The sequence below is a fragment of the Ensifer sp. GW821-FHT05G01 genome (assembly GCF_059419585.1).
In genome coordinates this window covers 151,609-172,201 of sequence record NZ_JBWKSC010000002.1, presented here as the reverse complement: position 1 = coordinate 172,201, position 20,593 = coordinate 151,609, and the positions used below count along the sequence as shown (strand labels likewise).

At 61.0% G+C, this 20,593-nt stretch carries 22 protein-coding genes; 10 read left to right on the top strand and 12 right to left on the bottom strand.

What is annotated here, in order from left to right:
• Positions 1 to 15 precede the first annotated feature (15 nt).
• Positions 16 to 567, top strand: coding sequence for a ubiquinol-cytochrome c reductase iron-sulfur subunit (petA, locus tag AC07UR_RS06640; RefSeq protein ID WP_209789380.1), 552 nt, complete (start codon positions 16 to 18; stop codon positions 565 to 567).
• Positions 568 to 928: 361 nt separating this feature from the next.
• Here the strand turns inward: petA and AC07UR_RS06635 are convergent, their stop codons facing one another.
• The 5 genes from AC07UR_RS06635 to AC07UR_RS06615 form a co-directional block, all read right to left on the bottom strand.
• Positions 929 to 1,582, bottom strand: a complete 654-nt coding sequence (locus tag AC07UR_RS06635; RefSeq protein WP_209789725.1) for a class I SAM-dependent methyltransferase — start codon at positions 1,580 to 1,582, stop codon at positions 929 to 931.
• A 457-nt stretch (positions 1,583 to 2,039) separates the two neighbouring features.
• Complete coding sequence (locus AC07UR_RS06630; protein ID WP_209789379.1) at positions 2,040 to 5,216, bottom strand: efflux RND transporter permease subunit; 3,177 nt, start codon at positions 5,214 to 5,216, stop codon at positions 2,040 to 2,042.
• A complete protein-coding gene (locus tag AC07UR_RS06625) occupies positions 5,213 to 6,640 on the bottom strand; it encodes an efflux RND transporter periplasmic adaptor subunit (RefSeq protein ID WP_209789378.1) in 1,428 nt (475 codons plus the stop codon). The genes AC07UR_RS06630 and AC07UR_RS06625 overlap by 4 nt, the downstream gene beginning before the upstream one ends.
• Complete coding sequence (locus AC07UR_RS06620) at positions 6,637 to 7,041, bottom strand: FixH family protein (RefSeq protein ID WP_209789377.1); 405 nt, start codon at positions 7,039 to 7,041, stop codon at positions 6,637 to 6,639. Before AC07UR_RS06620 ends, AC07UR_RS06625 begins: the two co-directional genes overlap by 4 nt.
• A gap of 112 nt (positions 7,042 to 7,153) precedes the next feature.
• On the bottom strand, positions 7,154 to 7,531 hold the full coding sequence (locus tag AC07UR_RS06615; RefSeq protein ID WP_234941679.1) for a hypothetical protein: 378 nt from the start codon (positions 7,529 to 7,531) through the stop codon (positions 7,154 to 7,156).
• A gap of 362 nt (positions 7,532 to 7,893) precedes the next feature.
• Here AC07UR_RS06615 and AC07UR_RS06610 point away from each other — a divergent pair, with 362 nt between their 5' ends.
• Positions 7,894 to 9,384: a sensor histidine kinase gene (locus AC07UR_RS06610; protein WP_209789376.1), complete on the top strand. Its 1,491-nt coding sequence runs from the start codon at positions 7,894 to 7,896 to the stop codon at positions 9,382 to 9,384.
• A 237-nt stretch (positions 9,385 to 9,621) separates the two neighbouring features.
• Here AC07UR_RS06610 and AC07UR_RS06605 read toward each other — a convergent pair whose 3' ends face one another.
• From AC07UR_RS06605 to AC07UR_RS06595, 3 genes are read right to left on the bottom strand one after another with little or no spacing between them, the layout of a single operon-like run.
• Complete coding sequence (locus tag AC07UR_RS06605) at positions 9,622 to 10,272, bottom strand: transmembrane anchor protein (RefSeq protein WP_209789375.1); 651 nt, start codon at positions 10,270 to 10,272, stop codon at positions 9,622 to 9,624.
• A 23-nt stretch (positions 10,273 to 10,295) separates the two neighbouring features.
• Positions 10,296 to 11,027 (bottom strand): HupE/UreJ family protein, encoded by a 732-nt coding sequence (locus AC07UR_RS06600; RefSeq protein ID WP_209789374.1) that lies wholly within the window; start codon positions 11,025 to 11,027, stop codon positions 10,296 to 10,298.
• A 47-nt stretch (positions 11,028 to 11,074) separates the two neighbouring features.
• The gene (locus AC07UR_RS06595) at positions 11,075 to 11,458 is read right to left on the bottom strand and encodes a hypothetical protein (protein WP_209789373.1); all 384 of its coding nucleotides are present in this window, start codon (positions 11,456 to 11,458) and stop codon (positions 11,075 to 11,077) included.
• Positions 11,459 to 11,539: 81 nt separating this feature from the next.
• Between AC07UR_RS06595 and AC07UR_RS06590 the strand changes: the two genes are divergently transcribed.
• Genes AC07UR_RS06590 through AC07UR_RS06570 form a run of 5 tightly spaced genes read left to right on the top strand, consistent with a single transcriptional unit; the run spans position 11,540 to position 15,582 of the window.
• Positions 11,540 to 11,815, top strand: coding sequence for a metal-sensing transcriptional repressor (locus tag AC07UR_RS06590; RefSeq protein WP_209789372.1), 276 nt, complete (start codon positions 11,540 to 11,542; stop codon positions 11,813 to 11,815).
• 7 nt (positions 11,816 to 11,822) lie between these two features.
• The gene (locus AC07UR_RS06585; RefSeq protein ID WP_209789371.1) at positions 11,823 to 13,049 is read left to right on the top strand and encodes a nickel/cobalt efflux transporter; all 1,227 of its coding nucleotides are present in this window, start codon (positions 11,823 to 11,825) and stop codon (positions 13,047 to 13,049) included.
• A 16-nt stretch (positions 13,050 to 13,065) separates the two neighbouring features.
• The gene (locus AC07UR_RS06580) at positions 13,066 to 14,388 is read left to right on the top strand and encodes an MFS transporter (RefSeq protein ID WP_209789370.1); all 1,323 of its coding nucleotides are present in this window, start codon (positions 13,066 to 13,068) and stop codon (positions 14,386 to 14,388) included.
• A 37-nt stretch (positions 14,389 to 14,425) separates the two neighbouring features.
• Positions 14,426 to 14,860 (top strand): YqaA family protein, encoded by a 435-nt coding sequence (locus AC07UR_RS06575; protein WP_209789369.1) that lies wholly within the window; start codon positions 14,426 to 14,428, stop codon positions 14,858 to 14,860.
• 5 nt (positions 14,861 to 14,865) lie between these two features.
• Entirely contained in the window at positions 14,866 to 15,582 is a 717-nt protein-coding gene (locus AC07UR_RS06570; protein ID WP_209789368.1) for a nickel/cobalt transporter, read from the top strand.
• A 90-nt stretch (positions 15,583 to 15,672) separates the two neighbouring features.
• On the opposite strand, the gene AC07UR_RS06565 is transcribed toward AC07UR_RS06570, so the two are convergent.
• On the bottom strand, positions 15,673 to 16,200 hold the full coding sequence (locus AC07UR_RS06565; RefSeq protein ID WP_209789367.1) for a hypothetical protein: 528 nt from the start codon (positions 16,198 to 16,200) through the stop codon (positions 15,673 to 15,675).
• 128 nt (positions 16,201 to 16,328) lie between these two features.
• A complete protein-coding gene (locus tag AC07UR_RS06560; RefSeq protein ID WP_209789366.1) occupies positions 16,329 to 16,931 on the bottom strand; it encodes a Spy/CpxP family protein refolding chaperone in 603 nt (200 codons plus the stop codon).
• 209 nt (positions 16,932 to 17,140) lie between these two features.
• On the opposite strand from AC07UR_RS06560, the gene AC07UR_RS06555 reads away from it, so the two are divergent.
• The 3 genes from AC07UR_RS06555 (at position 17,141) to nirK (ending at position 19,537) form a co-directional block, all read left to right on the top strand.
• Positions 17,141 to 17,362, top strand: coding sequence for a heavy-metal-associated domain-containing protein (locus AC07UR_RS06555; protein ID WP_065376960.1), 222 nt, complete (start codon positions 17,141 to 17,143; stop codon positions 17,360 to 17,362).
• Positions 17,363 to 17,423: 61 nt separating this feature from the next.
• Positions 17,424 to 18,338, top strand: coding sequence for a LysR family transcriptional regulator (locus AC07UR_RS06550; protein WP_209789365.1), 915 nt, complete (start codon positions 17,424 to 17,426; stop codon positions 18,336 to 18,338).
• A 122-nt stretch (positions 18,339 to 18,460) separates the two neighbouring features.
• The gene (gene nirK, locus AC07UR_RS06545) at positions 18,461 to 19,537 is read left to right on the top strand and encodes a copper-containing nitrite reductase (RefSeq protein ID WP_209789364.1); all 1,077 of its coding nucleotides are present in this window, start codon (positions 18,461 to 18,463) and stop codon (positions 19,535 to 19,537) included.
• Between the two features lie 37 nt (positions 19,538 to 19,574).
• Here nirK and AC07UR_RS06540 read toward each other — a convergent pair whose 3' ends face one another.
• Both AC07UR_RS06540 and AC07UR_RS06535 read right to left on the bottom strand, forming a co-directional pair.
• Positions 19,575 to 20,123: a c-type cytochrome gene (locus tag AC07UR_RS06540; protein WP_327795825.1), complete on the bottom strand. Its 549-nt coding sequence runs from the start codon at positions 20,121 to 20,123 to the stop codon at positions 19,575 to 19,577.
• A gap of 2 nt (positions 20,124 to 20,125) precedes the next feature.
• A complete protein-coding gene (locus AC07UR_RS06535; protein ID WP_209789362.1) occupies positions 20,126 to 20,533 on the bottom strand; it encodes a hypothetical protein in 408 nt (135 codons plus the stop codon).
• Between the last annotated feature and the right edge of the window lie 60 nt (positions 20,534 to 20,593).

Here is a 20,593-nt window from a genome sequence, read left to right as displayed (position 1 = left end):
CGGGGCGGTGGTGCCATGACCGACGCCGTCAACAAGATCGAACAGCCGCGCGGACCGACCCGACGCGACTTTCTCTACATTTGCACGGGCATGGCCACGCTCGTCGGCGCCGCGTCCTTCCTCTGGCCGTTTATTGACAGCATGCAACCATCCGCCGACGTCGCCGCTATGGCTTCTGTGGAAGTCGACATCTCCCTCATCGAGCCAGGACAGCGCATCACGATCAAATGGCGCGGCAAACCTGTCTTCGTCGTCTACCGAACGGACGCAATGCTGGCTCAGGCTCGGGAGGACGATGGCAACCCGGCCCTGATCGATCCTGCCACCGACAGTGAACGCGCGCCGCGGCCAGAGTGGCTGATCATGGTGGGCGTCTGTACCCACCTTGGCTGTATCCCGCTTGGCCAGAAAGACAGCGATCCGCGCGGTCCCTACGGCGGCTGGTTCTGTCCTTGTCACGGATCGATCTACGATGCTTCGGGACGAGTCCGAAAAGGCCCCGCACCGCGCAACCTTCCAATCCCGCCCTACGCCTTCCTTGACGACCATAGGATCAGGATCGGATAGCGCCTTGAACCTCCCGCCTTTGCAAGCCGTGGCTCGCAGAGACCAGCCGGAGAGTTCGCCCATGGCCACCGCGCAAGACGACAAGAAGGAACTTGGGCACTCTGGCTGCGGTGGCTGGACGTCGCCGAGCACCTACTGCAAGCACTCGAAACATCAAACGAAAGGGGCCGTGCGGGGCGGCTCTGTGATCGTCACGCATTGACCAACGTGATCGCACCGAGTCCACACGTCGTTGGGAGCGCAGGTGCCGCCCGTGACCGGTCGACAAGCCGGGAGATCGCCTCGGAAATTGGAGCCGAGCTCTACCCACAGGACCCGTACTGCCGTTGGATCGGCGGGAACGTTGCTGAACCGAACGAGCTTATGGGATTAAAGCCGGTGGCGGTGTGCCTGGATCTCCGACCTTTTCAAAAGTGCTGAATTGGAATTTCTGCACTGTTCCCCATGGGGTTGCGTGTTCATGTCGCCGCGTCGCAACGAGCCTAAACTGTTCGCCAAGAACAGCTTGCAAGCTCTCCGCATCATAACGGGTAACAGGAAGACCGCTGCATTTTTCCGGGCCATCCAAAGCGAAGGTGCCGATCACAGCTTTGCCACCCTCTCTGAGGGCTCGTGCAATCACGCGAACATAGGCTTGCTGATCGACGACCGTTGTCAGGAAATGAAAAGCTGCCCGATCGTGCCAGAGATCATACTCCCGGTCCGGTGTCCATGAGGTCACATCCGATACAATCCATTGCACATGAGCCGTGTCTGCCAGCCGAGACTTTGCTCTGCCGAGCGCTGCGCTAGAAAGATCAAGGACGCTAACGTGGACCTGCCCGGCGGCCACCAGCGCATCTACCAACCTCGACGCACCACCGCCAATGTCGATTACTGACATTCCCTGGGTAAGTCCCGCCTCCCGCAGCAGGGTCAGCGATAGCTCCGGAGTGTCCTCGTACCAACTGACTTCGATATCAGACTTGGTAGTGTATACGCCTTGCCAGTGCGTCTGTCGGTCGCCCGTTGCCATCAAATCATCCCTGTTAAACAAGGTCAGTTTACCAGCCGTCGGCCAATTCAGTAGTGAAACCTTTATGAAGCCGCCGTCCGCCTTCGAGGTTTTCTCCGTGGTGATTTCGACCATGGCAATAACTTCCTTTCCGATCTCACTCCTCCGCATAGACGAAGATCCGCGCGGCGACGAAGACCGCGAGGAACACACTGAAAAGCTGTTGGACCGCCCAGGTCTCATGACACCCGAGAGAAACACGCCGAATTCCCGCAAATACAAGCCATCATGCGTCACTCCGCCGGGCTGGGGCGTGAACATTGTGGTATGGGGCGCGGGCAACGCCTCATCGAAAGAAGAGGTACTTGACGAGCGCCGCGATCACGAGTGCGATCAGCACGAGTCCGATCAGACCCACAAGGCCCATGCCCCACATCATGCCGCCACCCATCATATCGTTCGTCATGGCATCCTCCTTTCACTCGGCAGCCTCCGTCAGGGCCGCTTGTTCGACCTCGGTTTCGACCGTCCGGGCGGCTGCTTCCGCCGGCAGCCGCCATCCCTTGACCAGCCCGTAGATCGCCGGGATCACCACGAGCGTCAGGATCGTCGACGAGATCATGCCACCGATCATCGGCACGGCGATGCGCTGCATGATTTCCGAGCCGGCACCCGTGCTCCACAGGATTGGCACAAGGCCCGCCATGATCGCGACGACGGTCATCATCTTCGGCCGTACGCGTTCGACCGCCCCGACCATGATCGCCTGATGAAGGTCGGCTCTCGTCACGTCTCGATGTTCGGCTTGGCAGGCAGATCGCCGCTCCTTCCAGGCCTGGTCGAGATAAATCAGCATGATCACACCCGTCTCGGCCGCGACCCCGGCAAGGGCGATAAAGCCGACAACGACGGCCACGGAGGCGTTGAAACCGAGCCACCACATCAGCCAGATGCCGCCGACGAGCGCGAACGGTAGCGACAGCATGACGATCAGCGTCTCGGTGAGCGCTTTGAAGTTGAGGTAGAGCAGAAGGAAGATCAACGCGAGCGTCAACGGCACGACGATCGCCAACCGTGCTTTCGCCCGTTCGAGATATTCGTACTGGCCGCTCCAGGCGACTGAGTATCCAGACGGTAGCTTCACGCTATCGGCAACGGTTTGCTGTGCTTCCCCGACATAGCCGCCCAGGTCGCGTCCGGCGATGTCTACGAAGACGTACACAGCCAGTTGTCCGTTCTCGGTCCTGATCGTCGTCGCTCCCCGCGTCAGTTTCACCTCGGCGACCTCGCCGAGAGGCACTGTTCCACCACCCGGCAACGCCACCTGGACGTCGCGGGCGATCGATTGCGGATCGCTTCGCAAGGCGCGCGGATAACGCACCGCCACCCCGTAGCGTTCACGGCCTTCCACGGTCGAAGTGACCACTTCGGAGCCGAGCGCCGTGCCGATGACCTCCTGCACGTCGTCGATGCTCAGACCGTAGCGACCGAGCGCGATGCGGTCTGGGACGATGTCGAGATAGTATCCGCCGATCACCCGCTCGGCATAGGCGCTCGATGTGCCGGGGATGGTCTTCAGGACGGTTTCGACATCGCGGGCGATCCGCTCCATCTCCTTGAGATCGGTACCATAAACCTTGACGCCGACTGGCGTTCTGATCCCGGTCGACAGCATGTCGATGCGCGCGCGGATTGGCATCGTCCATGCATTCGAAACCCCTGGAAACTGCAGCGCCTTGTCCATCTCCTGTTTCAGGCTGTCGATCGTCACACCCGGCCGCCATTCGGACTTCGGCTTCAGGGTGATGATGGTCTCGAACATCTCAGTCGGTGCCGGATCGGTCGCGGTCAGCGCCCTGCCCGCCTTGCCGAATACGGTCTCAACCTCCGGGAAAGATTTGATGATCCTGTCCTGTGTCTGCAGCAACTCAGCCGCTTTCGTCACCGACAAACCCGGCAACGTCGTCGGCATATACATCAGCGTGCCTTCATTCAGGCTCGGCATGAACTCGCTGCCGATCTGCCGCGCGGGCCATACCGTCACAGCCAGGGCGACCATGGCCAGAAGGATCGTGACCGTCTTCGCCCGAAGCACGCCGGTTATGACCGGGCGGTAAATCCAGATCAGAAACCGGTTGAGAGGATTCTTGTGTTCGGGGACGATGCGGCCGCGGACGAAGACAACCATCAGCGCCGGGACCAGCGTGATCGACAATAGCGCGGCCGCCGCCATGGCGAATGTCTTCGTGAACGCGAGCGGCCCGAACAAGCGGCCCTCCTGCGATTCCAGTGTGAAGATCGGCAGGAACGAAACTGTGATGATCAGCAGGCTGAAGAACAGCGCAGGCCCGACCTCGCTTGCGGCCTTGATCAGGACCTCGGTGCGTGGCTTGTCGGGCGGCGCGCGTTCGAGGTGCTTGTGGGCATTCTCGATCATGACGATCGCGGCGTCTATCATCGCGCCGATGGCGATGGCGATGCCGCCGAGGCTCATGATGTTCGCCCCGATCCCCAACGCGCGCATGGCGACGAAGGAAATCAGGATACCGATCGGCAGCATGATGATCGCGACAAGAGCACTGCGGACATGGAGAAGGAAGGCGATGGTCACCAGCGCAACGACGATCGATTCCTCGACAAGCGTTCCCTTCAGCGTCTCGATCGCGGCATTAATCAGTTCGGATCGATCATAGACAGGCACGATTTCCGTTCCGGCGGGCAAGCTGTCCTTGACCGCATCCAGGCTCTTCTTGGCGTTGTCGATTACGGTCAGTGCATTCGCTCCGAACCGCTGCAGCACGATGCCGCTTGCGACCTCGCCCTCGCCGTTGAGTTCCGTGATGCCACGCCGCTCGTCCGGAACGATCTCCACCCGGGCGACATCGCCGAGGCGGAGCGGCGTGCCCCCCTCGGTTATCAGCACGATGTTCTCAATATCCTTGATGCCCCGGAGGTATCCTCTGCCGCGGACCATGAACTCGAACTCGGAAATCTCGACGGTCCGCCCGCCCACATCGCGGTTGCTGGCACGCACCGCGTCGGCGATTTGCCTGAGCGTAACGTTCTGAGCTTTAAGGCGGGCCGGATCGACAACGATGGAATACTGCTTCACGAAGCCGCCGACGCTTGCGACCTCGGCAACGCCTTCGGATTTGGAAGCCGCGAAGCGGACCACCCAATCCTGAAGCGAGCGCAGTTCCGCGAGCGAAAGCTCCTTCGCGACGAGCGCATACTGGTAGACCCAGCCGACGCCCGTCGCGTCGGGTCCAAGGCTAGGCGACACGCCGTCCGGAAGACGGCTTGAGGCAGCGTTCAGGTACTCGAGCACCCGGCTGCGCGCCCAGTACGGATCGGTTCCGTCCTCGAAGATCACGTAGACGAAAGAGACGCCGAAGAAGGAGAAGCCACGAACGACCCGGGAGCGCGGCACCGTCAGCATCGATGTAGTCAACGGATAGGTGACCTGGTCTTCGACGACCTGTGGCGCCTGACCGGGATAGTCGGTGAAGACGATCACCTGCACATCCGAGAGATCAGGGATCGCATCGAGAGGTAGCGTGCGTAACGAGTAGATGCCCGCGGCGATCGCCAGCGCTGCAGCGATGACGACGAGAACGAGGTTGCGGGCCGACCAGGCAATGACGTTCGCGATCATGGCTGGTCCTCGCTTGTGCCGAGCGCATTCAGCGCCGCATTGAGGTTGCTTTCGGCGTCGAGCAGGAAGTTCGCCGAAACCACGATCCTGTCGCCCGCATCGATCCCACTACGGATTTCAGTCCTTTCTTCGCCTCGGATGCCCAAAGACACGTTCCTCGGCTCGAACCGCCCCTCGCCCTTGTCGACGAACACCAACTGGCGGTCGCCCGTGTCGATTATGGCGCTGTGTGGGATGGCAACGACCGCCTCGGCCCCACCCGTGTCAATGTCTACCTCGGCATAGGTGTTGGCCATGAGCAGGCCTTCGGCGTTCGCAAGCTCGATGCGAACCTTGACGGTCCGGGTTTGCATTTGCACTTCCGGATAGATCAGGTCGACGATGCCCTCGAAGGTCCTGCCCGGCAGGATCCGGAGCGTCACCGTCGCCGCAGCACCCTGCCGGATGGACGCGGCATCGTACTCGGGGACATCCGCAACCACCCAAATCCGCGACGTGTCGGCGATACGGAACAAGACATCGCCTGCTTCGGCCATCATTCCGGTCGTCGCGCTGCGCTCCAGCACGACGCCGTCGCTCGGCGACAGATAGGGAATGCTCCGTGGAACCACCCTCGTCCTGGCAATGGCACTAATCGTTTCGTCCGCGACGCCCAGATTGCGCAGTTGCAGCGCCGCTCCGACGTTCGCGTTCACCTTGCCGCCGCTCAGGAGTTCGGTGGCATACTCGGCTCCGGCTTTCGCTATGTCCTTCGAGTAGAAGTGGAAGAGATCGTCACCCTTGCGTACGCGGTCACCGGTCGTGACATTGGCGACATCGTCGATGAAGGCGTCCGCCCGCATTGAGACGATCCGGATCAACCGCTCGTCGAAGGCGATTGTCCCCGGCACGCGCACCTCGCGGGCGATCACGCTGCGCTCCGCGATGGCGGTCTTCACGCCCGTGCGCTGCAGCTTGCCCAGGGAGACCTTGACGACCGAACCGTCTTCGTCGTCACCATCGAAGACGGGAATGTAGTCCATGCCCATGGAGTCCTTCTTCGGCACCTTCGAGGTGTCCGCCAGGCCCATCGGGTTCCGGTAGTACAGTATCTTCCTGGGGTCACCGGACGAGCCGACATCCGCTTGGGTCGCGACCGCCTTTGTCGGCTCGAAGCTGACGTCTTCGCTTTGCCGCACGGCGCGAAACGCCCGACCGTCCGCTGTCGATTTCGCAGTGGCTGAATATTCCGGCGTTCCGTCCGGGTGCTGATAGTAGATGACTTCGCCCGTTGGTGCGGGTCTCTGACTGATGGTCTCCCCGAGAGCGGACCCGGAGAGAAATTCGTTGAGTTCTGGGGCAAGGCCACGCGTCCCAGCGACGTACCCTCCCCCGCCGGCGATGGCGAGGGAGCTGACGAAGAGCAGGAATTTGGACGTATTCACGGCGTCGCCTGCAAAACGAGTTCGCCCTGGACGGTGTCGGTCTCGCCCTGGACCTTGGCCGCCAGCTTGAAGCGCCAGCCACCTTCCATGCTCAGGTTCGTCTTGAACTTGTATACCCCTGGTTCCTGCGACGGCAGCGGCTCGACGGGCGTGGTCATGGCCTCCATGCCTTCGGGTGCCATGTCCATCCGCGTTGTGAAGATGACCGCGTCGGGCACGGGTTTCTCCGTCCTCTTGTCGACGAGGCGGACGGCGACGGTCGCATCGGGACCGTGGGCGACTTCGGGCTGGACGAGCTGGAACTCGTAGTCTGTTGCCGCTGCGAAGGAGGTGGTCGTTGCGGCCAACACGATGGCCAGGGAGCCAAGGATTGCCCTCGGCGAACGATAATATGTGGTCATGGAAAATCTCACCCAGGACGGGCACGTCGGGCCGCGTCCTTCAAAAACAACGATGATCGAACGGATGTGTCCCCGCTTAGGGAAGTGCCGGTCCGGTTACTCGAAGGGGAGATCAGGCTTTGGGAGGTCGCGCCGGCGGTTCGACGAGGGCCGCGGGCAGATGGCTTTCCTGAAGGAGATCATGCGTCAGGCCATGCCACGCAAGATTGACCCGCCAGCCGTCGGTTTTCGGCTCATGCACCAGAATGCTCGAGGAACAGATCAACGCCAACGGGCATGAACTCCCGCAGTCGTTCTTCTGAGCGGGTTTCTCTTCCGGACAGCAAGACATGTCGTCGAGATTGTCCATGCCGGGCATGGCCGCCATCTGCATCTCGCCGGGAAGTGCCATTGCACTGGCGGCCGCACCGACGCTCACCGGACCGGACACGATCCCGAGCAATGCGAGCGAAAACAGAAAACGCCGGATGGCAACGAACAACATGCGCATATGCTTGCATAGGCAAAGGCCGATTGGAAGTCGGTCACGGAAAGTTGCGACGGACGGATGGACCACGAAAAAGACGAATCCTGCTTCTCGTCACGAATCCACGCCCGGCCGAAAAAGCTCGAGCACTCTCTGCTGGGATCTTATCAAGAGAAGCGGTATTCGAGATCGTCAATCTACGTCACAGGTTCCGCTCGATACCCTTGCGGGTCGGCTGCAGACATCCGCAAGGCTCCATCGCGTTCGATTCCCAATCGGTCAGCGGGCCTATCAACGCACTTGATTGCGATACTTCTAAAATTCGAATTCTCAACTGATGTCAGCCGTGTTTCAATGGTCGCGCCGAACTTGGGGGGATAAGGCGGATGGTGCACGAGTTGACGAAGGATACGCCCAGCCCGCCAGAACGAAAAATGCTGCGAGGTGGACGAGAACCCGGCTGGTGGCGGGACTGGTTCGGTGAGCAGACGCTGGCATTCCAGTTCGTCGTCGCGAGCGGCATTCTCATAGTGGTCGCCGCAGGGATAGCGGGACTGTTGATCACCGAGCAGGTCTCGAAAAACACCTTGAATGATCGTGCCGCCGCATCGGCATTGTTCATGCAGAGTATCCTTTCACCGTTCGCGGAGGAATTGGCAACCGGCAGGATTCTCTCGAGATCATCGATAGAGACCCTGGATCAGGTGTTCTCTGACCAGGAGTTCCGTTCGCGGTTCCCGCATCTCGAGTTATGGCGCGCTGATGGCACCATAGTCTATTCAACCTCATCCGAGCTTATCGGCAAACGTTTCGATCCACCTTCAGGGCTTGTCCAGGCTCGGAAAGGCAACGTTGTGTCGGACTTTACCGATTTGCACGCCGCCGAACACACAACCCGCTTATTCACCACGCCCTATCTCGAGATCTATAGTCCAGTTCGAGCCGCGGATGGCGGGACGATCGTCGCAGTCGCAGAGATCCAGGAGGAGAGCGGCCCCCTGACGCAGGAAATGTTTGAGGTACGTCTCAGCAGTTGGCTGATCGTCGCAGGCGCGTCTGCCTTGATCCTGCTCTGTCTCTTCGGCATCGTTCGGCGTGGTAGCATGACCATTGAAACCCAGCGCAAAAAGCTGATTCAGCGTGCCGCAGAGGCAGAACGAGTTTCTGAGCAGGTCCGTGACCTCAGCGACAGAGCTCGCCTCGCCACCGTGAGATTGACGGATTCGAACGAAAAGCTCGCCCGCCAGATTGGCGCTGACCTCCACGATGGTCCGGCCCAGTTAATTGGTTTTGCCGTCCTACAACTTGACACCGCCAGGAGATCGAAGACGAAGGCTGAGCGCGAAGCCACCCTTCAAGTCATTGGCAAAACTCTGGAAGACGCCTTGGGCGAAATCCGCATGATCGCCAGGGCCCTCCTGCTTCCTGACATCGAGCGCCTTGACCTGGAACAGGTAATTGGCCGCGCAATCCGCCTGCACGAAGCGAGAACGGGCACGACCGTGGAGGTGGACATGGCCCGCATGGATCTCAGGCTTCCCACCCCTATCAAGACCTGCGTCTTCCGCTTTTTGCAGGAGGGCCTGAACAACGCCTTCAAGCATGCGGGTGCAAATGGCCAGAAAGTTGAATGCCGTTTTGCAGATGACTCTCTCTTCGTACGAGTACACGACAACGGCCACCAAAACGGGCTTTCCCCGCCTGGCAAAACTGTTGGAGGGATGGGAATAGACGGACTGCGGCAGCGTGTGGAGAGTTTCGGCGGTACCCTATCGTTCGAATACCGAACGACCGGATCCGTGTTGGGCATGGTCCTACCGCTCGATGAGAAATTGATGCGCCCGTGGACCCCAAGTTCGGATCCGGCGGCAGTCTGATCAATGCAGATTCATCGCCTGCCTATGCCTGCAGCTTCGCCCAGCGTGCAGCTTGGTGCTTCAGTGCGCCCTCTTGAATCCATGGTTGCAAAGGGCCCTGCCTCAAGATCAATGCAAGCGGCTCAACGCTGGCGCGTTGTCGACCTCCAGTTTTAGTTCTTCAGAATCCAGCGCCCGACCTATCCTTGGCAGGCGCCCGTTGCCAGCAGCATCTCGCTGGCAACGGGCTTGTCTCGCTTACATCATGCGCTTGATCTCGGAGTAGGCTCCGTCGGTCTTCAAAGTGACGGTAACGGGTGCGCTGGTGCGATTTCGCCAGAACCAACCATGATTGCCATCGAACGCCGCTTCGAGGACGCCGCTGTCCTCAGCCGCGCCACGCCCCTTTTCGTAGCTGATGTTTTCTCCGCCGCCGTCTCCGTGGGTATCGAAGTTCACCTGCGAGCCGTTGGCGGTCCATGCGTAGTTCGCCTTAGCGCCCTTCAGCATGACGAGCTTGACCTCCGCTCCTTCGCCCGGCTGAAGCGTCACTGACATTTCGTCCTGACGAAGCTCTTGAGCGTAAGCGCTCGAAACGCCGAACTCTCGGATGATGCGTTCCATCAGACTGGAGCCCTGTTGGGGCGCGGCATCCTTTGCGGGCGACGCCGCATTGTCCTTGCCGAGCTGCCTGTCGCGTTCGGCCTCCTCGGCAAGCTGGGTCTTGATTTCGCCCATTTCTGTGAGGCCCAGCGCGGAGCCCGCCCCGGTCGGGTCGATGGCATACTCGGACGGCAAGACGACGGTAACCAGGATCGCTCCGGCCGCTAGTGCGGCAAAAACGGTCGAGCGAAAAAGCTGGGCCGAGGTCGGGAGATCGTCGAGCGACGGTGCTTGTGAATTGAACATGTTCTGTCTCTTTCTTGGGAAGGTCAGGATACGAAATAGCCGGTGAGCTGGTAGCCGATCAGTACGAAGCCGGCGGTCATCATCAGCACGTTGGCGGTGTAGGCATGCTTCAGGAAGCTCGGCGTTCTCCGCCAGTAGCTCATGACGATCAGGATCATACCGAGCGCGATGAGCTGGCCGATCTCGACGCCGACGTTGAAGGCGAGAAGGTTCGGGATCAGCCCGTCTTCGGCGATCTCGTATTCGAGGATCTTGGTTGCGAGACCCAGGCCGTGGAAGAAGCCGAAGATCAGTGTCGCAAGCTTGGTGTCGGGCTGATAGCCGAACCACCGTTGGAAAGCCCCGAGATTGTCGAGCGCCTTGTAGACGACAGACAAGCCGATGATGGCGTCGATCAGGTAGGAACTGACGTTCCAGCCGTAATAAACACCGAGCAGCATCGTCGTCGAATGGCCGACGGCAAACAGGCTGACATAGATACCGATGTGCTTCAGCCTATAGAGGAAGAAGATCACGCCGAAGAGGAAAAGCAGGTGATCGTAGCCGGTCACCATGTGCTTGGCGCCAAGGTAGATGAACGGGATGATATTCACCCCGGATATCTCCTGGATATAGCCCTTGTCGCCCTCGGCGACTGCATGGGCGGCCGCCGTGCCTGCCAAAGCAAGCAGGGAAAGCGCGGCAAGAAGGAACCGGAGGGCATGCGAGCCGGGCACAAACCCGCGCTGGCTGCCTCCAAGTGGTGGTAGCTTCATGTGTAATTTCCGTGATTTCGTTGAACCAGCCGCCGGAGCGGCAATCGTCAGATCAACGTCACGGGTCGAGGCGGGCGATCGATGCCGTAGGGTGGTCCGCTGGCAAGGTCGGTGGCCAGGATGGAGTAATCGAGGCCGACGGACGCACGGGGACCGTTCTGCCCGGCACGGACCAGTTCAGCTTTTTCGTGACTATGGTCGGCGTGATGGTGGTCCTGCGACGCACCATCGTCCTGGTCCATCTCCATGTCATCGTGCGAATGATCGCCATGGCTGTGAGGATGGGCGGCAGCCACGACAATCTCGACCTGCGCTGTATGCAGCTTGGGCGCATGGGTACCGGGCGCGGCAAACGCATAAAGCAGCATCGCGACGCTCGCCGCAAAGGCAGCGAAGATGGTTAGCAGGTTCTGTGCCGGACGAAGCGCCATGGCGGCACTGATACTCGTGTTCGCGGCTTCGAGCAAGATTCAACAGTTGAAATATCCCCTCCGGGGGGATAGGTATTTGACATGAGCGAACACAGACACGACACCCACCCCGAGATCGTCAAGCGGCTCAAGCGCGCCGAAGGACATCTGAAAAGCGTCATCGCCATGATCGAGGGAGGCAGGCCCTGCCTCGACATTGCCCAGCAGCTCCACGCAGTGGAAAAGGCGATCACACAAGCCAAACGCACACTGATCCAGGACCATCTGGACCATTGCCTCGAAGACACCGTCGGCGCTCTTGCCCGCGACCAGCGCCAATCGATCGACGAGTTCAAGGCGATCACCAAATACCTTTGAGGTTCCGATGCCCAATTTCGCCGACCTGATCCAACAGGGATCCGCTCACGCATGGCTGTTTATCCCGAGCGCTATTCTGCTTGGCGCGCTGCACGGGCTTGAACCTGGCCATTCCAAGACGATGATGGCGGCATTCATCGTCGCCATCCGCGGCACGGTCTCGCAGGCGGTCCTGCTTGGGCTTGCCGCAACCATCTCGCACACCATCATCGTCTGGGGAATCGCCTTCGCCGGCATGTATCTCTGGCAAGGAGTCGACACCGAATCCTTCGAGCCCTATTTCCAGCTTGCCTCGGCGGCAATCATCATCAGTATCGCGCTCTGGATGTTATGGCGGACATGGCAGGACCAGAGACAAGCGAGGGCCGCAGCAGGACATACCCACGGAAGCCGCGGCTATGGAGACGGTGGGCACGACCATGGCCATTCGCACGGTGATGGTGACCTTCGTCGGATCGACACCGGTCACGGCACGATCAGCGTCGAGGTCTTCGAGGACGGTGTGCCGCCGCGCTGGCGGCTACGCTCCGAACGCGGCCACAACTGGTCGTCAGCAGGCGACGTCAGCGTCGAGACAGAACGCCCGGACGGATCGCGCCAGCGCTTCGCTTTCGTTTCCAAGGGCGGAATTCTCGATGGCTATCTCGAATCGGTCGAGGAGATCCCGGAGCCGCACGAATTCATGGCGCGCGTGAGCCTTGGCCATGGCAACCATACCCATGACTACGATCTGGCCTTCACCGAAGGACACGGCCACGATCACATACACGAGGAACTGCAGGGCCTTCAGGTCGGGGCAGACGGCTACCAGGATGCGCATGAACTGGCGCATTCCAACGACATTCGCCGCAGGTTTGCCAACCAGAATGTCACGACCGGACAAATCATCCTGTTCGGTCTGACCGGCGGTCTCATCCCGTGCCCCGCCGCAATCACTGTGCTTCTGCTCTGCCTGCAGCTCAAGGAGTTCACGCTCGGTTTTGCGCTGGTCCTCTGCTTCTCGATCGGCCTGGCAATCACGCTCGTCGTTGTCGGCGCAGCCGCCGCACTGAGCGTTCGCCAGGCCACGAAGCGCTGGAGCTGGTTCAACACCTTCGCCCGCCGTGCCCCATATTTCTCCAGCATCCTGATCATCGCGGTCGGCGTCTATGTCGGTATCCAGGGATGGTCAGGCCTGTCAGCCCATGCCGCGGAAGGCGCTGCTGTCGCATCGCCAACGACGGCAACCAAGTAATCCAGAGTTTTAGAAAATGCTGCAAGTTCTCGCCAACCGCACCTACCGCCATCTGTTTCTGGCGCAAGTAATTGCGCTCGTGGGCACCGGTCTTGCGACCGTCGCGCTCGGGCTTCTCGCCTATGATCTCGCAGGCGCTGAAGCAGGCGCGGTGCTCGGCACGGCGCTCGCGATCAAGATGATCGCCTATGTCGGCGTTGCACCGGTGGCCGCCGCCTTCGCCGAACGGCTTCCCCGCCGTGCGATGCTCGTCTCGCTCGATCTCATACGCGCAGCCGTCGCCCTATTCTTGCCGTTCGTTACCGAGATCTGGCAGGTCTATGTGTTGATCTTCGTCCTGCAGTCGGCATCGGCGGCCTTCACCCCGACATTCCAGGCAACCATTCCCGACGTACTGCCGGAGGAGAAGGAGTATACCCGCGCCCTCTCGCTCTCGCGGCTTGCCTATGATCTCGAAAGCGTCGCGAGCCCGATGCTTGCGGCCGCACTTCTGACCGTCATCAACTTCCACAGCCTGTTTGCCGGCACGGTCGTCGGCTTCCTCGCCTCCGCCGCCCTCGTTGTGTCCGTTGTCCTTCCGAGCCCGAAGCCGACCGAGCGGCGCGGCATTTACGACCGGACGACGCGAGGCTTGCGGATCTATCTCGCGACGCCGCGGCTTCGTGGACTGCTTGCGCTCAGCCTTGCCGTTTCGGCGGCGGGATCGATGGTCATCGTCAATACCGTGGTGATGGTTCAGGCGAAATTCGGCCTCACGCAGAGCGACACGGCGATAGCACTCGCCGCCTTCGGCGGCGGCTCGATGCTCGCGGCCCTCCTGTTGCCACGCCTTCTCGACAGGACACCCGATCGCGCCGCGATGCTCCGGGGCGCCGCCATTCTCGTTGCAGGACTGTTCGTCGGCATGTTCGTATCGAGTTTCGCGCTGCTTCTACCGCTGTGGGCGCTGATCGGCCTTGGCTATTCATTGACGCAGACGCCCTCCGGCCGGCTGCTGCGGCGCTCGGCACATGCGGAAGACAGGCCGGCGCTCTTTGCCGCACAGTTCGCGCTGTCTCATGCCTGCTGGCTGATCACCTATCCGCTCGCAGGCTGGCTCGGCGCGACCGTCGGCCTGCCCGCGACCTTCGCGACACTCGCCGTCATCGCCGCAGTGGCCATCGTCGTCGCAACACGGCTTTGGCCAGCGCATGACCCTGACGAGATCGAGCACGTCCATGATGAGCTAGACGAGGACCACCCTCATCTCGTTGGCGCGACACGCGTCGTAAACGGGCATAGGCACTCCCATATCTTCGTGATCGACAGCCATCATCCCGATTGGCCGGCAGAGCGATGAGGGCGGGTTACGATCTACGGGCGGACATTTGCCAGCGATGAATGAACTCGCCACCTACGCCGGGCTCTTCGTCGTGGCGCTTGCCGCCGCCACCATCCTGCCGATGCAGTCGGAGGCCGTGCTGGCAGGCCTGTTGATCGCCGACTACTCCCCGTGGCTGCTCATCACGGTCGCAAGCATCGGCAACGTGCTCGGCTCCGTCGTGAATTGGCTGCTTGGCCGCGGCATCGAACGCTTCCGCCACCGGCGTTGGTTCCCGGCAAGCGACACCGGGTTGAAGCGCGCCCAGCGCTGGTATCATCGTTATGGCAAATGGACGCTGCTGATGAGCTGGGTACCAATCGTCGGCGACCCGCTCACCGTTGTCGCTGGCGTCATGAAAGAGCCACTAACGCATTTTGTGGTGCTGGTGGCGATCGCCAAAGTGACACGTTACCTAGTCGTGGCGGCCATTACTATGAACTGGGCTTAGAGGCATTGCTACAGTCGATCGTCGACATCCAGCGGGACATCTATCTCGCCTTCGCCGAGCACATCAAAACCTTCGCGAATGGCGGCGGTTGGGCGGCCTTCCTCGCGTTCCTGCCGATGGGCATTGTTTTCGGCGCAGTGCATGCGATGACACCCGGCCACAGCAAGGCTCTGCTGGCAACTTACCTAACCGGGTCGTCGGCGAAGATAACACGTGGGCTGATGGTTTCGATCGCGCTATCGGTCACCCACGTCACGATGGCGGTGCTGATCGCTCTGCTCTCGCTACCGTTGGTCTCCGTCATGATCGGCAGCGCTGGTTCAGCTCCGCTGCTTGAGGACCTGAGCCGCGGCCTCCTCGGTGTCATTGGAGCCTGGATGCTTTGGAGCGCCCTCTTCCGCCCGCCGCACGTCCATGGAGAGCAGGAGGGCGTCGCCGTCGGTCTCATGGCGGGACTAATCCCCTGTCCCCTGACCCTATTCGTCATGACCTTTGCCATGTCGCGCGGCGTGCCCGAAGCAGGAATCATGTTCGCGGCCGTCATGATGACCGGCGTGGCACTGACACTATGCAGCGTGGCATCGGCGACGGTTTTCTTCCGGACACAGGTCGAACGACTGCTCATCACCCGGCCGACACTTCTTACCAGGACGTCAAAGGCGATCGAGGCAATCGCGGGTGTGGTTCTCGTCGCAGTTGCGATCCACGAGATCATGCACTGACATGAGCCGTCGGGCCGCTTAGCAGCTCCGAGCAAAGCGCGGAAACCGTGATCTACGGGGTTGCGATCATCGACACTGCAGTAGCATCGATCACGCGAAAATCACGTACTTGTCGGCTTCTGCGCCTGCGCAGTTGATCCTCACTTCGTTTTTGGCGTGACGAAAGGCCCTGTCATAGGACTCGCCGTGGGCGAGAGCCCGGAAGAAGGAGCGCGTGAAAGCAATGGCGGCATTGTCTGCAATCGAGTTGCTGCATCCGATCGCAGCCTTGACACAAGGAGCGGCAAGCCGGGCGACGCTTCCCGAATAGCGCACGTTCTGCAGCAGACATTCGATGATGCTATTTAGCTCGACGAGTTCGGCAAGCGCAGCCTCGCGAGGAAACGCATCGATGCTCTGAATGCGAGGATCGCCGACCTTCAGCGTGCGCGGAGAGCGTTGCAGCGGCTCGTCGGGCAGTGCGCGGCCGACAAGTCTGGTCCCTGCCCGATCCTTGCATCCTTCGATCTGTAGGCCCGCCGATGGAACCGTGCCGGCACCGCCACGTCCTCCGACTGCGTAGCATTCGCGCGCGGAGCGCAGGCGCAAAGGCTGCAGGGAATTGGACCTGCGCGCCAAATCACGGTCTAGCGAGCAGAGAAGGATTCGCTCCATCCACTTGCGTCTGGGTGGCGTTCGGCAGAGGTGGTCTCAGTCCGTGGTCGCAGCCAACTGCTCTGGTGTGCCACGCGCGACCTCCTCTCTCCCTACATCATGCCCATCATGGGAGGAACGAGCAGCTTGTCGGCCATCTGCTTCTGCTTCGTCCCGAGCGATTGATCGAGAGTGGCAAGGGCAGCCTTCATATTACGCACGCCCTCGAGAAGGCTGTTTAAGCTGCTCTCGCGGCGTTCGAGACGCTGCAACGGTGTCGCTGGGCCAGGCGTGCCCGTCGCGTCTGGCATCTGCATCATGCTCTTCTGCATGCCACCGGCATTGGCACGCAGAATGTCGGCGAAGGCGTTCCACGACGACTCCTGCTCCGGCGTTATCTTTAATTCCGTCTTCAGGAACGCGATCCTTCCCTCGACATGTTCTGGGGCCATCATATCGGCCATCGGCCCCATGCCCCGGGGTCTCATTTCTCCCGGTCCGCCAGCCATCATCCGCATCATGTTGCCCATCATGTCACCCGACATCATGCCGCAGGACATCATGGAATTCGGGTCCGCCGCGGAATCCGACGGCTGGGCTGCTTGCTCGCTCGCCTGCTCCACAGTGGTCTCGGGATGATGCGCGTCTTCCGCAAAGACTGGCGTCGAGAGCATGAGCACCGTACCCGCCAGCAGGATCGTCCGCAGTGTCGTCATTTCGCTTCTCCTAAGCTCCGATCAACGACTGGACCTGAGGGTACGACGGTCGCGACAGTTCACATTGACGCAGATCAAGCTCGGATCAGAAGTCGCCAAGGCTCGAAGACGAAGGTGAGCAACGTGCAGATTCTGTCGGATGCCTCTTGACCTTCCCATCGTTGGAAGCACCACATTCGGCCCATCAAAACTCCATGGAGGAAATTCGAATGTACCATCTCAACATCCCCGACATGACCTGCGGACACTGCGCCGGAGCCGTCGAAAAGGCGGTGAAGTCGGTTGACCCCAACGCCAAGGTCGCCGTCGATCTCGATGCCAAGACCGCATCGATCGACTCTCCCGTGGCCTCCGATGCATTTGTTTCCGCGATCGAGGAAGCGGGCTACCAGGCCTCCTTCAAGAAATCCTGCTGCAGCCACGTCGCGTGACGTCACAGCGGCGGGCGCGCTCTCCTTGCTGCTGAGCGCGCCCGCGTTGGGGAGCTAGATTATGAATATCGAAGGCCTCTCACTTGACCATCTCCGTGTCTTCCTTGCCGTCGTTCAGGAGGGCAGCTTTTCGGAAACCGCGCGGCGCTTCGGCCGCGCGCAATCGGCAGTCAGCTACACGATCAGCACATTGGAACGGCAGCTCGGCGTGGAGCTTTTCGCGCGCTCGAACTACCGCCTGACGTTGACCGACATGGGGACGGCCCTCCTTCCCCATGCGGTCGAAGTAGTTTCTCAGGCGGATCGGCTGAAGTCCCACGCCAGCGCGCTGTCCGGCGGCTTGGAGCCGGAACTTTCAATCGCAGTCGACTGCTTTTATCCGATCAGCAGTCTTGCCCTTCTGCTTAGAGACCTTCATTTCGCCTACCCTACCGTCGGCGTGAACGTACAGGTCGAATCTCTCACCGCTGTCGCGGAACTCGTCTTGAGCGGCAGTTGCTCGATCGGGATCGTCGTGACGTCGCCCTTCATTCCGCCTGCCTTGCAAGCCTATGCATTCGAAGGCATCCAGACCCTCCCCGTTGCGGGCCCGGATCACCCTCTCGCCAGGCTTGATGAGCCCGCCGACGACCTTACGCTTTCTGAACACATCCAAATCGTGCTCACCGACAGGACCGAACTTACGAAAGGACGAGACTTCGGTGTCCTCTCGCCGAACACGTGGCGGGTTTCGGATTTGGGCGCGAAGCACGAATTCCTCCGGGCGGGACTGGGTTGGGGAACTATGCCCTTGCATCTCGTTGCGGATGATCTCGCCTGCAACAGGCTCAAGGCCCTTGCAACCGACTCCCTACCCGCCCCCGTCGATCTTTTGCCAGTCCATGTCGTGCATCGCGCCGACACGATCCTCGGTCCTGTCGCGCAATGGTCCATCCAACGCCTGAGATCGAAGCAGAGCCGCCTGCGTCGATCCTGACATGGTAACTCGCGCAGCTATCACGATCTCGCGAGGACATGCGCTCCTTGTCGTAGGTCAAAGATCGAAGCATCGGCGAGGTCTTGAATACCTGAGTAACAAGCATTGCTCAGGAGCCCGCCATGAAACGCTTTTCCGGACCCTCGTACGCAGCCTTGGCACTCGCATTTCTGGCGGCGACCGGGACTTCAGCCCTCGCATCTGGCTCCCACGAGCATCCGGCGGAAAACGGCAGTGCCAAGGCTCCATTGGACATAGTCCGTCCGGCCACTGACCTGGTGCCGCCGATTGCAAGAAGCGGGCCTGCGACCATCACGGTGAAACTGGACACCGTCGAGGTGACGGGCCAGCTAGCAGACGGCGCGACCTACCACTACTGGACATTCAACAAGAAGGTCCCCGGTCCGTTCGTGCGTGCCCGCGTTGGCGACACGATCCAGGTGGAGCTTTCCAACAAGGCCGACAGCAGCGAACGCCACAGCGTCGATCTCCACGCCGTGACCGGGCCTGGCGGCGGAGCGGTCGCGACCGATGCCGCGCCGGGCGAGACCAAAGGCTTCTCGTTCAAGGCCTTGAAGCCGGGGCTGTACGTCTATCACTGCGCTGTGCCAATGGCCGCCCATCACATCGCCAACGGCATGTATGGCCTGATCCTCGTCGAACCGCCGGGCGGCCTGCCGCCCGTTGATCGGGAGTTCTACGTGATGCAAGGCGAGGTCTACACGTCGCAGCCACACGGCTCCAAGGGGAAGCTGACGGAAAGCGTCGAACAGCTCCTCAAGGAAGACCCGGAATACTATGTCTTCAACGGGGCCGCCAATGCGCTCACGGGCGAAAATGCCCTGACGGCGAGGGTCGGCGAGACCGTCCGCATCTACTTCGGTGTCGGGGGACCGAACAAGACATCCAGCTTCCATGTGATCGGAGAAATCTTCGACAAGGTGTACCAGTTGGCGTCGCTGACGACCGAGCCGCTATCCGATGTCCAGACGATCACCGTGCCGCCCGGAGGCGCGGCTGCGGTCGACATGAAGCTGGAGGTTCCCGGCGAATACGTCCTGGTGGATCACGCGTTGTCGCGGGCGGCTCGTGGGTTGGTCGGCAAACTGGTCGTGAGCGGCGAGAGCCGGACCGAGCTGTTCCAGAGCGCCACGCCTGTGACGGCCGAGGTGGAGCACAGCGAACACAGCGCTCACTGAGCGAGCCGCGGCCCTCGTGCGCCAGTTACGTCGGCCGCTACTCGCCCTTCACTCGAAACTTGGCGTGGCAGGATGTGCACGTCTGCAGCATCATGTGGAAGGCGTGCTCGGCGGGTATCGACATTGGATCGGGAGCCGCCGCCTTCCTCTTGGCGAGCGGCCCGCCCATCGTCGCGTCGCCGCCTTTCATCCGCATATCGGGACCGAGAACATCCGGGTTGCGGACGGCCGCGACTGAAAGGACCGACGCATAAGCGCCGAGTTCGGCCGCCAGCCTGTCGAATGTCGGCCGATCGGCCTCGATGCTGTCACTGGCCTTGGAGCCTCCGGAGACGACAGGCGCTTCGAACAGGGCAGCGAGCCTTTCGCCGGAATACGTCCGGATGGTCTCGGCGGCTGCCTTGAAGGCCGTCGAATTGTATGGCGAGCTGCCCTTGAACATGGCGTCGATGGTTTTGGCGGCACCCGCTATCGCCTTCATGTCCTGCTGTCGCTCGGTCACTTTCGGTGATGTCGATTGGCCCGTCGCTGCGGAGATCGTCATGGTTAAGACGGCGGCCGACAGGACCAGTAGTCTCGCTTTCATTCTCATGCTCGACCTGTCTCGCGAGGCAGCGGCTGTTCTGTCGGTGTTATCGAAACGCTCGCGGGTGTCGTAGCGGTCTTACGAGCCGCAATTTTGGCAAGAGATCGTGCTATGCTCGCCAAAGGAGTCGAGATGTCTGGAACGGTGATCAAAGCCAGAAGCAGGGCGGCTATCCAAAACACGTTGTTGTGCGTGAACATTGCAATCAGGCCAAGAACACCAACGAGTTCTAGCTGGACCTTTTGCCCCCTGCTCGCGATGTGGTCAGGCAGGTGGTGCAGGCGGAGGTAGAGGACGCCCACCAGCATGATGATCGAAATGAAGGCGATCGTGACGCCGACGAACAAGTAGTCCGTTCCGCCGGGAGCGGTGATGTAGAACGGAAGGTGTTCCGTTTTGGGAGGGTTCATTGGGCTTGCCCTTCCGCCGTCTCCGGTGAGAGCGAAACCTTATCACGGTGGGCGGGAGGC

What these genes read in the sequence shown, in the direction of transcription:
- AC07UR_RS06550 (WP_209789365.1), top strand. Translation starts at nt 17,424, where the DNA reads ATGAATATCGAAGGCCTCTCACTTGACCATCTCCGTGTCTTCCTTGCC.
- AC07UR_RS06590 (WP_209789372.1), top strand. Translation starts at nt 11,540, where the DNA reads ATGAGCGAACACAGACACGACACCCACCCCGAGATCGTCAAGCGGCTC.
- AC07UR_RS06575 (WP_209789369.1), top strand. Translation starts at nt 14,426, where the DNA reads ATGAATGAACTCGCCACCTACGCCGGGCTCTTCGTCGTGGCGCTTGCC.
- AC07UR_RS06620 (WP_209789377.1), bottom strand. Translation starts at nt 7,041, where the DNA reads ATGACCACATATTATCGTTCGCCGAGGGCAATCCTTGGCTCCCTGGCC.
- AC07UR_RS06630 (WP_209789379.1), bottom strand. Translation starts at nt 5,216, where the DNA reads ATGATCGCGAACGTCATTGCCTGGTCGGCCCGCAACCTCGTTCTCGTC.
- AC07UR_RS06535 (WP_209789362.1), bottom strand. Translation starts at nt 20,533, where the DNA reads ATGAACCCTCCCAAAACGGAACACCTTCCGTTCTACATCACCGCTCCC.
- AC07UR_RS06555 (WP_065376960.1), top strand. Translation starts at nt 17,141, where the DNA reads ATGTACCATCTCAACATCCCCGACATGACCTGCGGACACTGCGCCGGA.
- AC07UR_RS06615 (WP_234941679.1), bottom strand. Translation starts at nt 7,531, where the DNA reads ATGCGCATGTTGTTCGTTGCCATCCGGCGTTTTCTGTTTTCGCTCGCA.
- AC07UR_RS06610 (WP_209789376.1), top strand. Translation starts at nt 7,894, where the DNA reads ATGGTGCACGAGTTGACGAAGGATACGCCCAGCCCGCCAGAACGAAAA.
- AC07UR_RS06605 (WP_209789375.1), bottom strand. Translation starts at nt 10,272, where the DNA reads ATGTTCAATTCACAAGCACCGTCGCTCGACGATCTCCCGACCTCGGCC.
- AC07UR_RS06635 (WP_209789725.1), bottom strand. Translation starts at nt 1,582, where the DNA reads ATGGCAACGGGCGACCGACAGACGCACTGGCAAGGCGTATACACTACC.
- AC07UR_RS06580 (WP_209789370.1), top strand. Translation starts at nt 13,066, where the DNA reads ATGCTGCAAGTTCTCGCCAACCGCACCTACCGCCATCTGTTTCTGGCG.
- AC07UR_RS06600 (WP_209789374.1), bottom strand. Translation starts at nt 11,027, where the DNA reads ATGAAGCTACCACCACTTGGAGGCAGCCAGCGCGGGTTTGTGCCCGGC.
- AC07UR_RS06595 (WP_209789373.1), bottom strand. Translation starts at nt 11,458, where the DNA reads ATGGCGCTTCGTCCGGCACAGAACCTGCTAACCATCTTCGCTGCCTTT.
- AC07UR_RS06540 (WP_327795825.1), bottom strand. Translation starts at nt 20,123, where the DNA reads ATGAAAGCGAGACTACTGGTCCTGTCGGCCGCCGTCTTAACCATGACG.
- petA (WP_209789380.1), top strand. Translation starts at nt 16, where the DNA reads ATGACCGACGCCGTCAACAAGATCGAACAGCCGCGCGGACCGACCCGA.
- nirK (WP_209789364.1), top strand. Translation starts at nt 18,461, where the DNA reads ATGAAACGCTTTTCCGGACCCTCGTACGCAGCCTTGGCACTCGCATTT.
- AC07UR_RS06560 (WP_209789366.1), bottom strand. Translation starts at nt 16,931, where the DNA reads ATGACGACACTGCGGACGATCCTGCTGGCGGGTACGGTGCTCATGCTC.
- AC07UR_RS06585 (WP_209789371.1), top strand. Translation starts at nt 11,823, where the DNA reads ATGCCCAATTTCGCCGACCTGATCCAACAGGGATCCGCTCACGCATGG.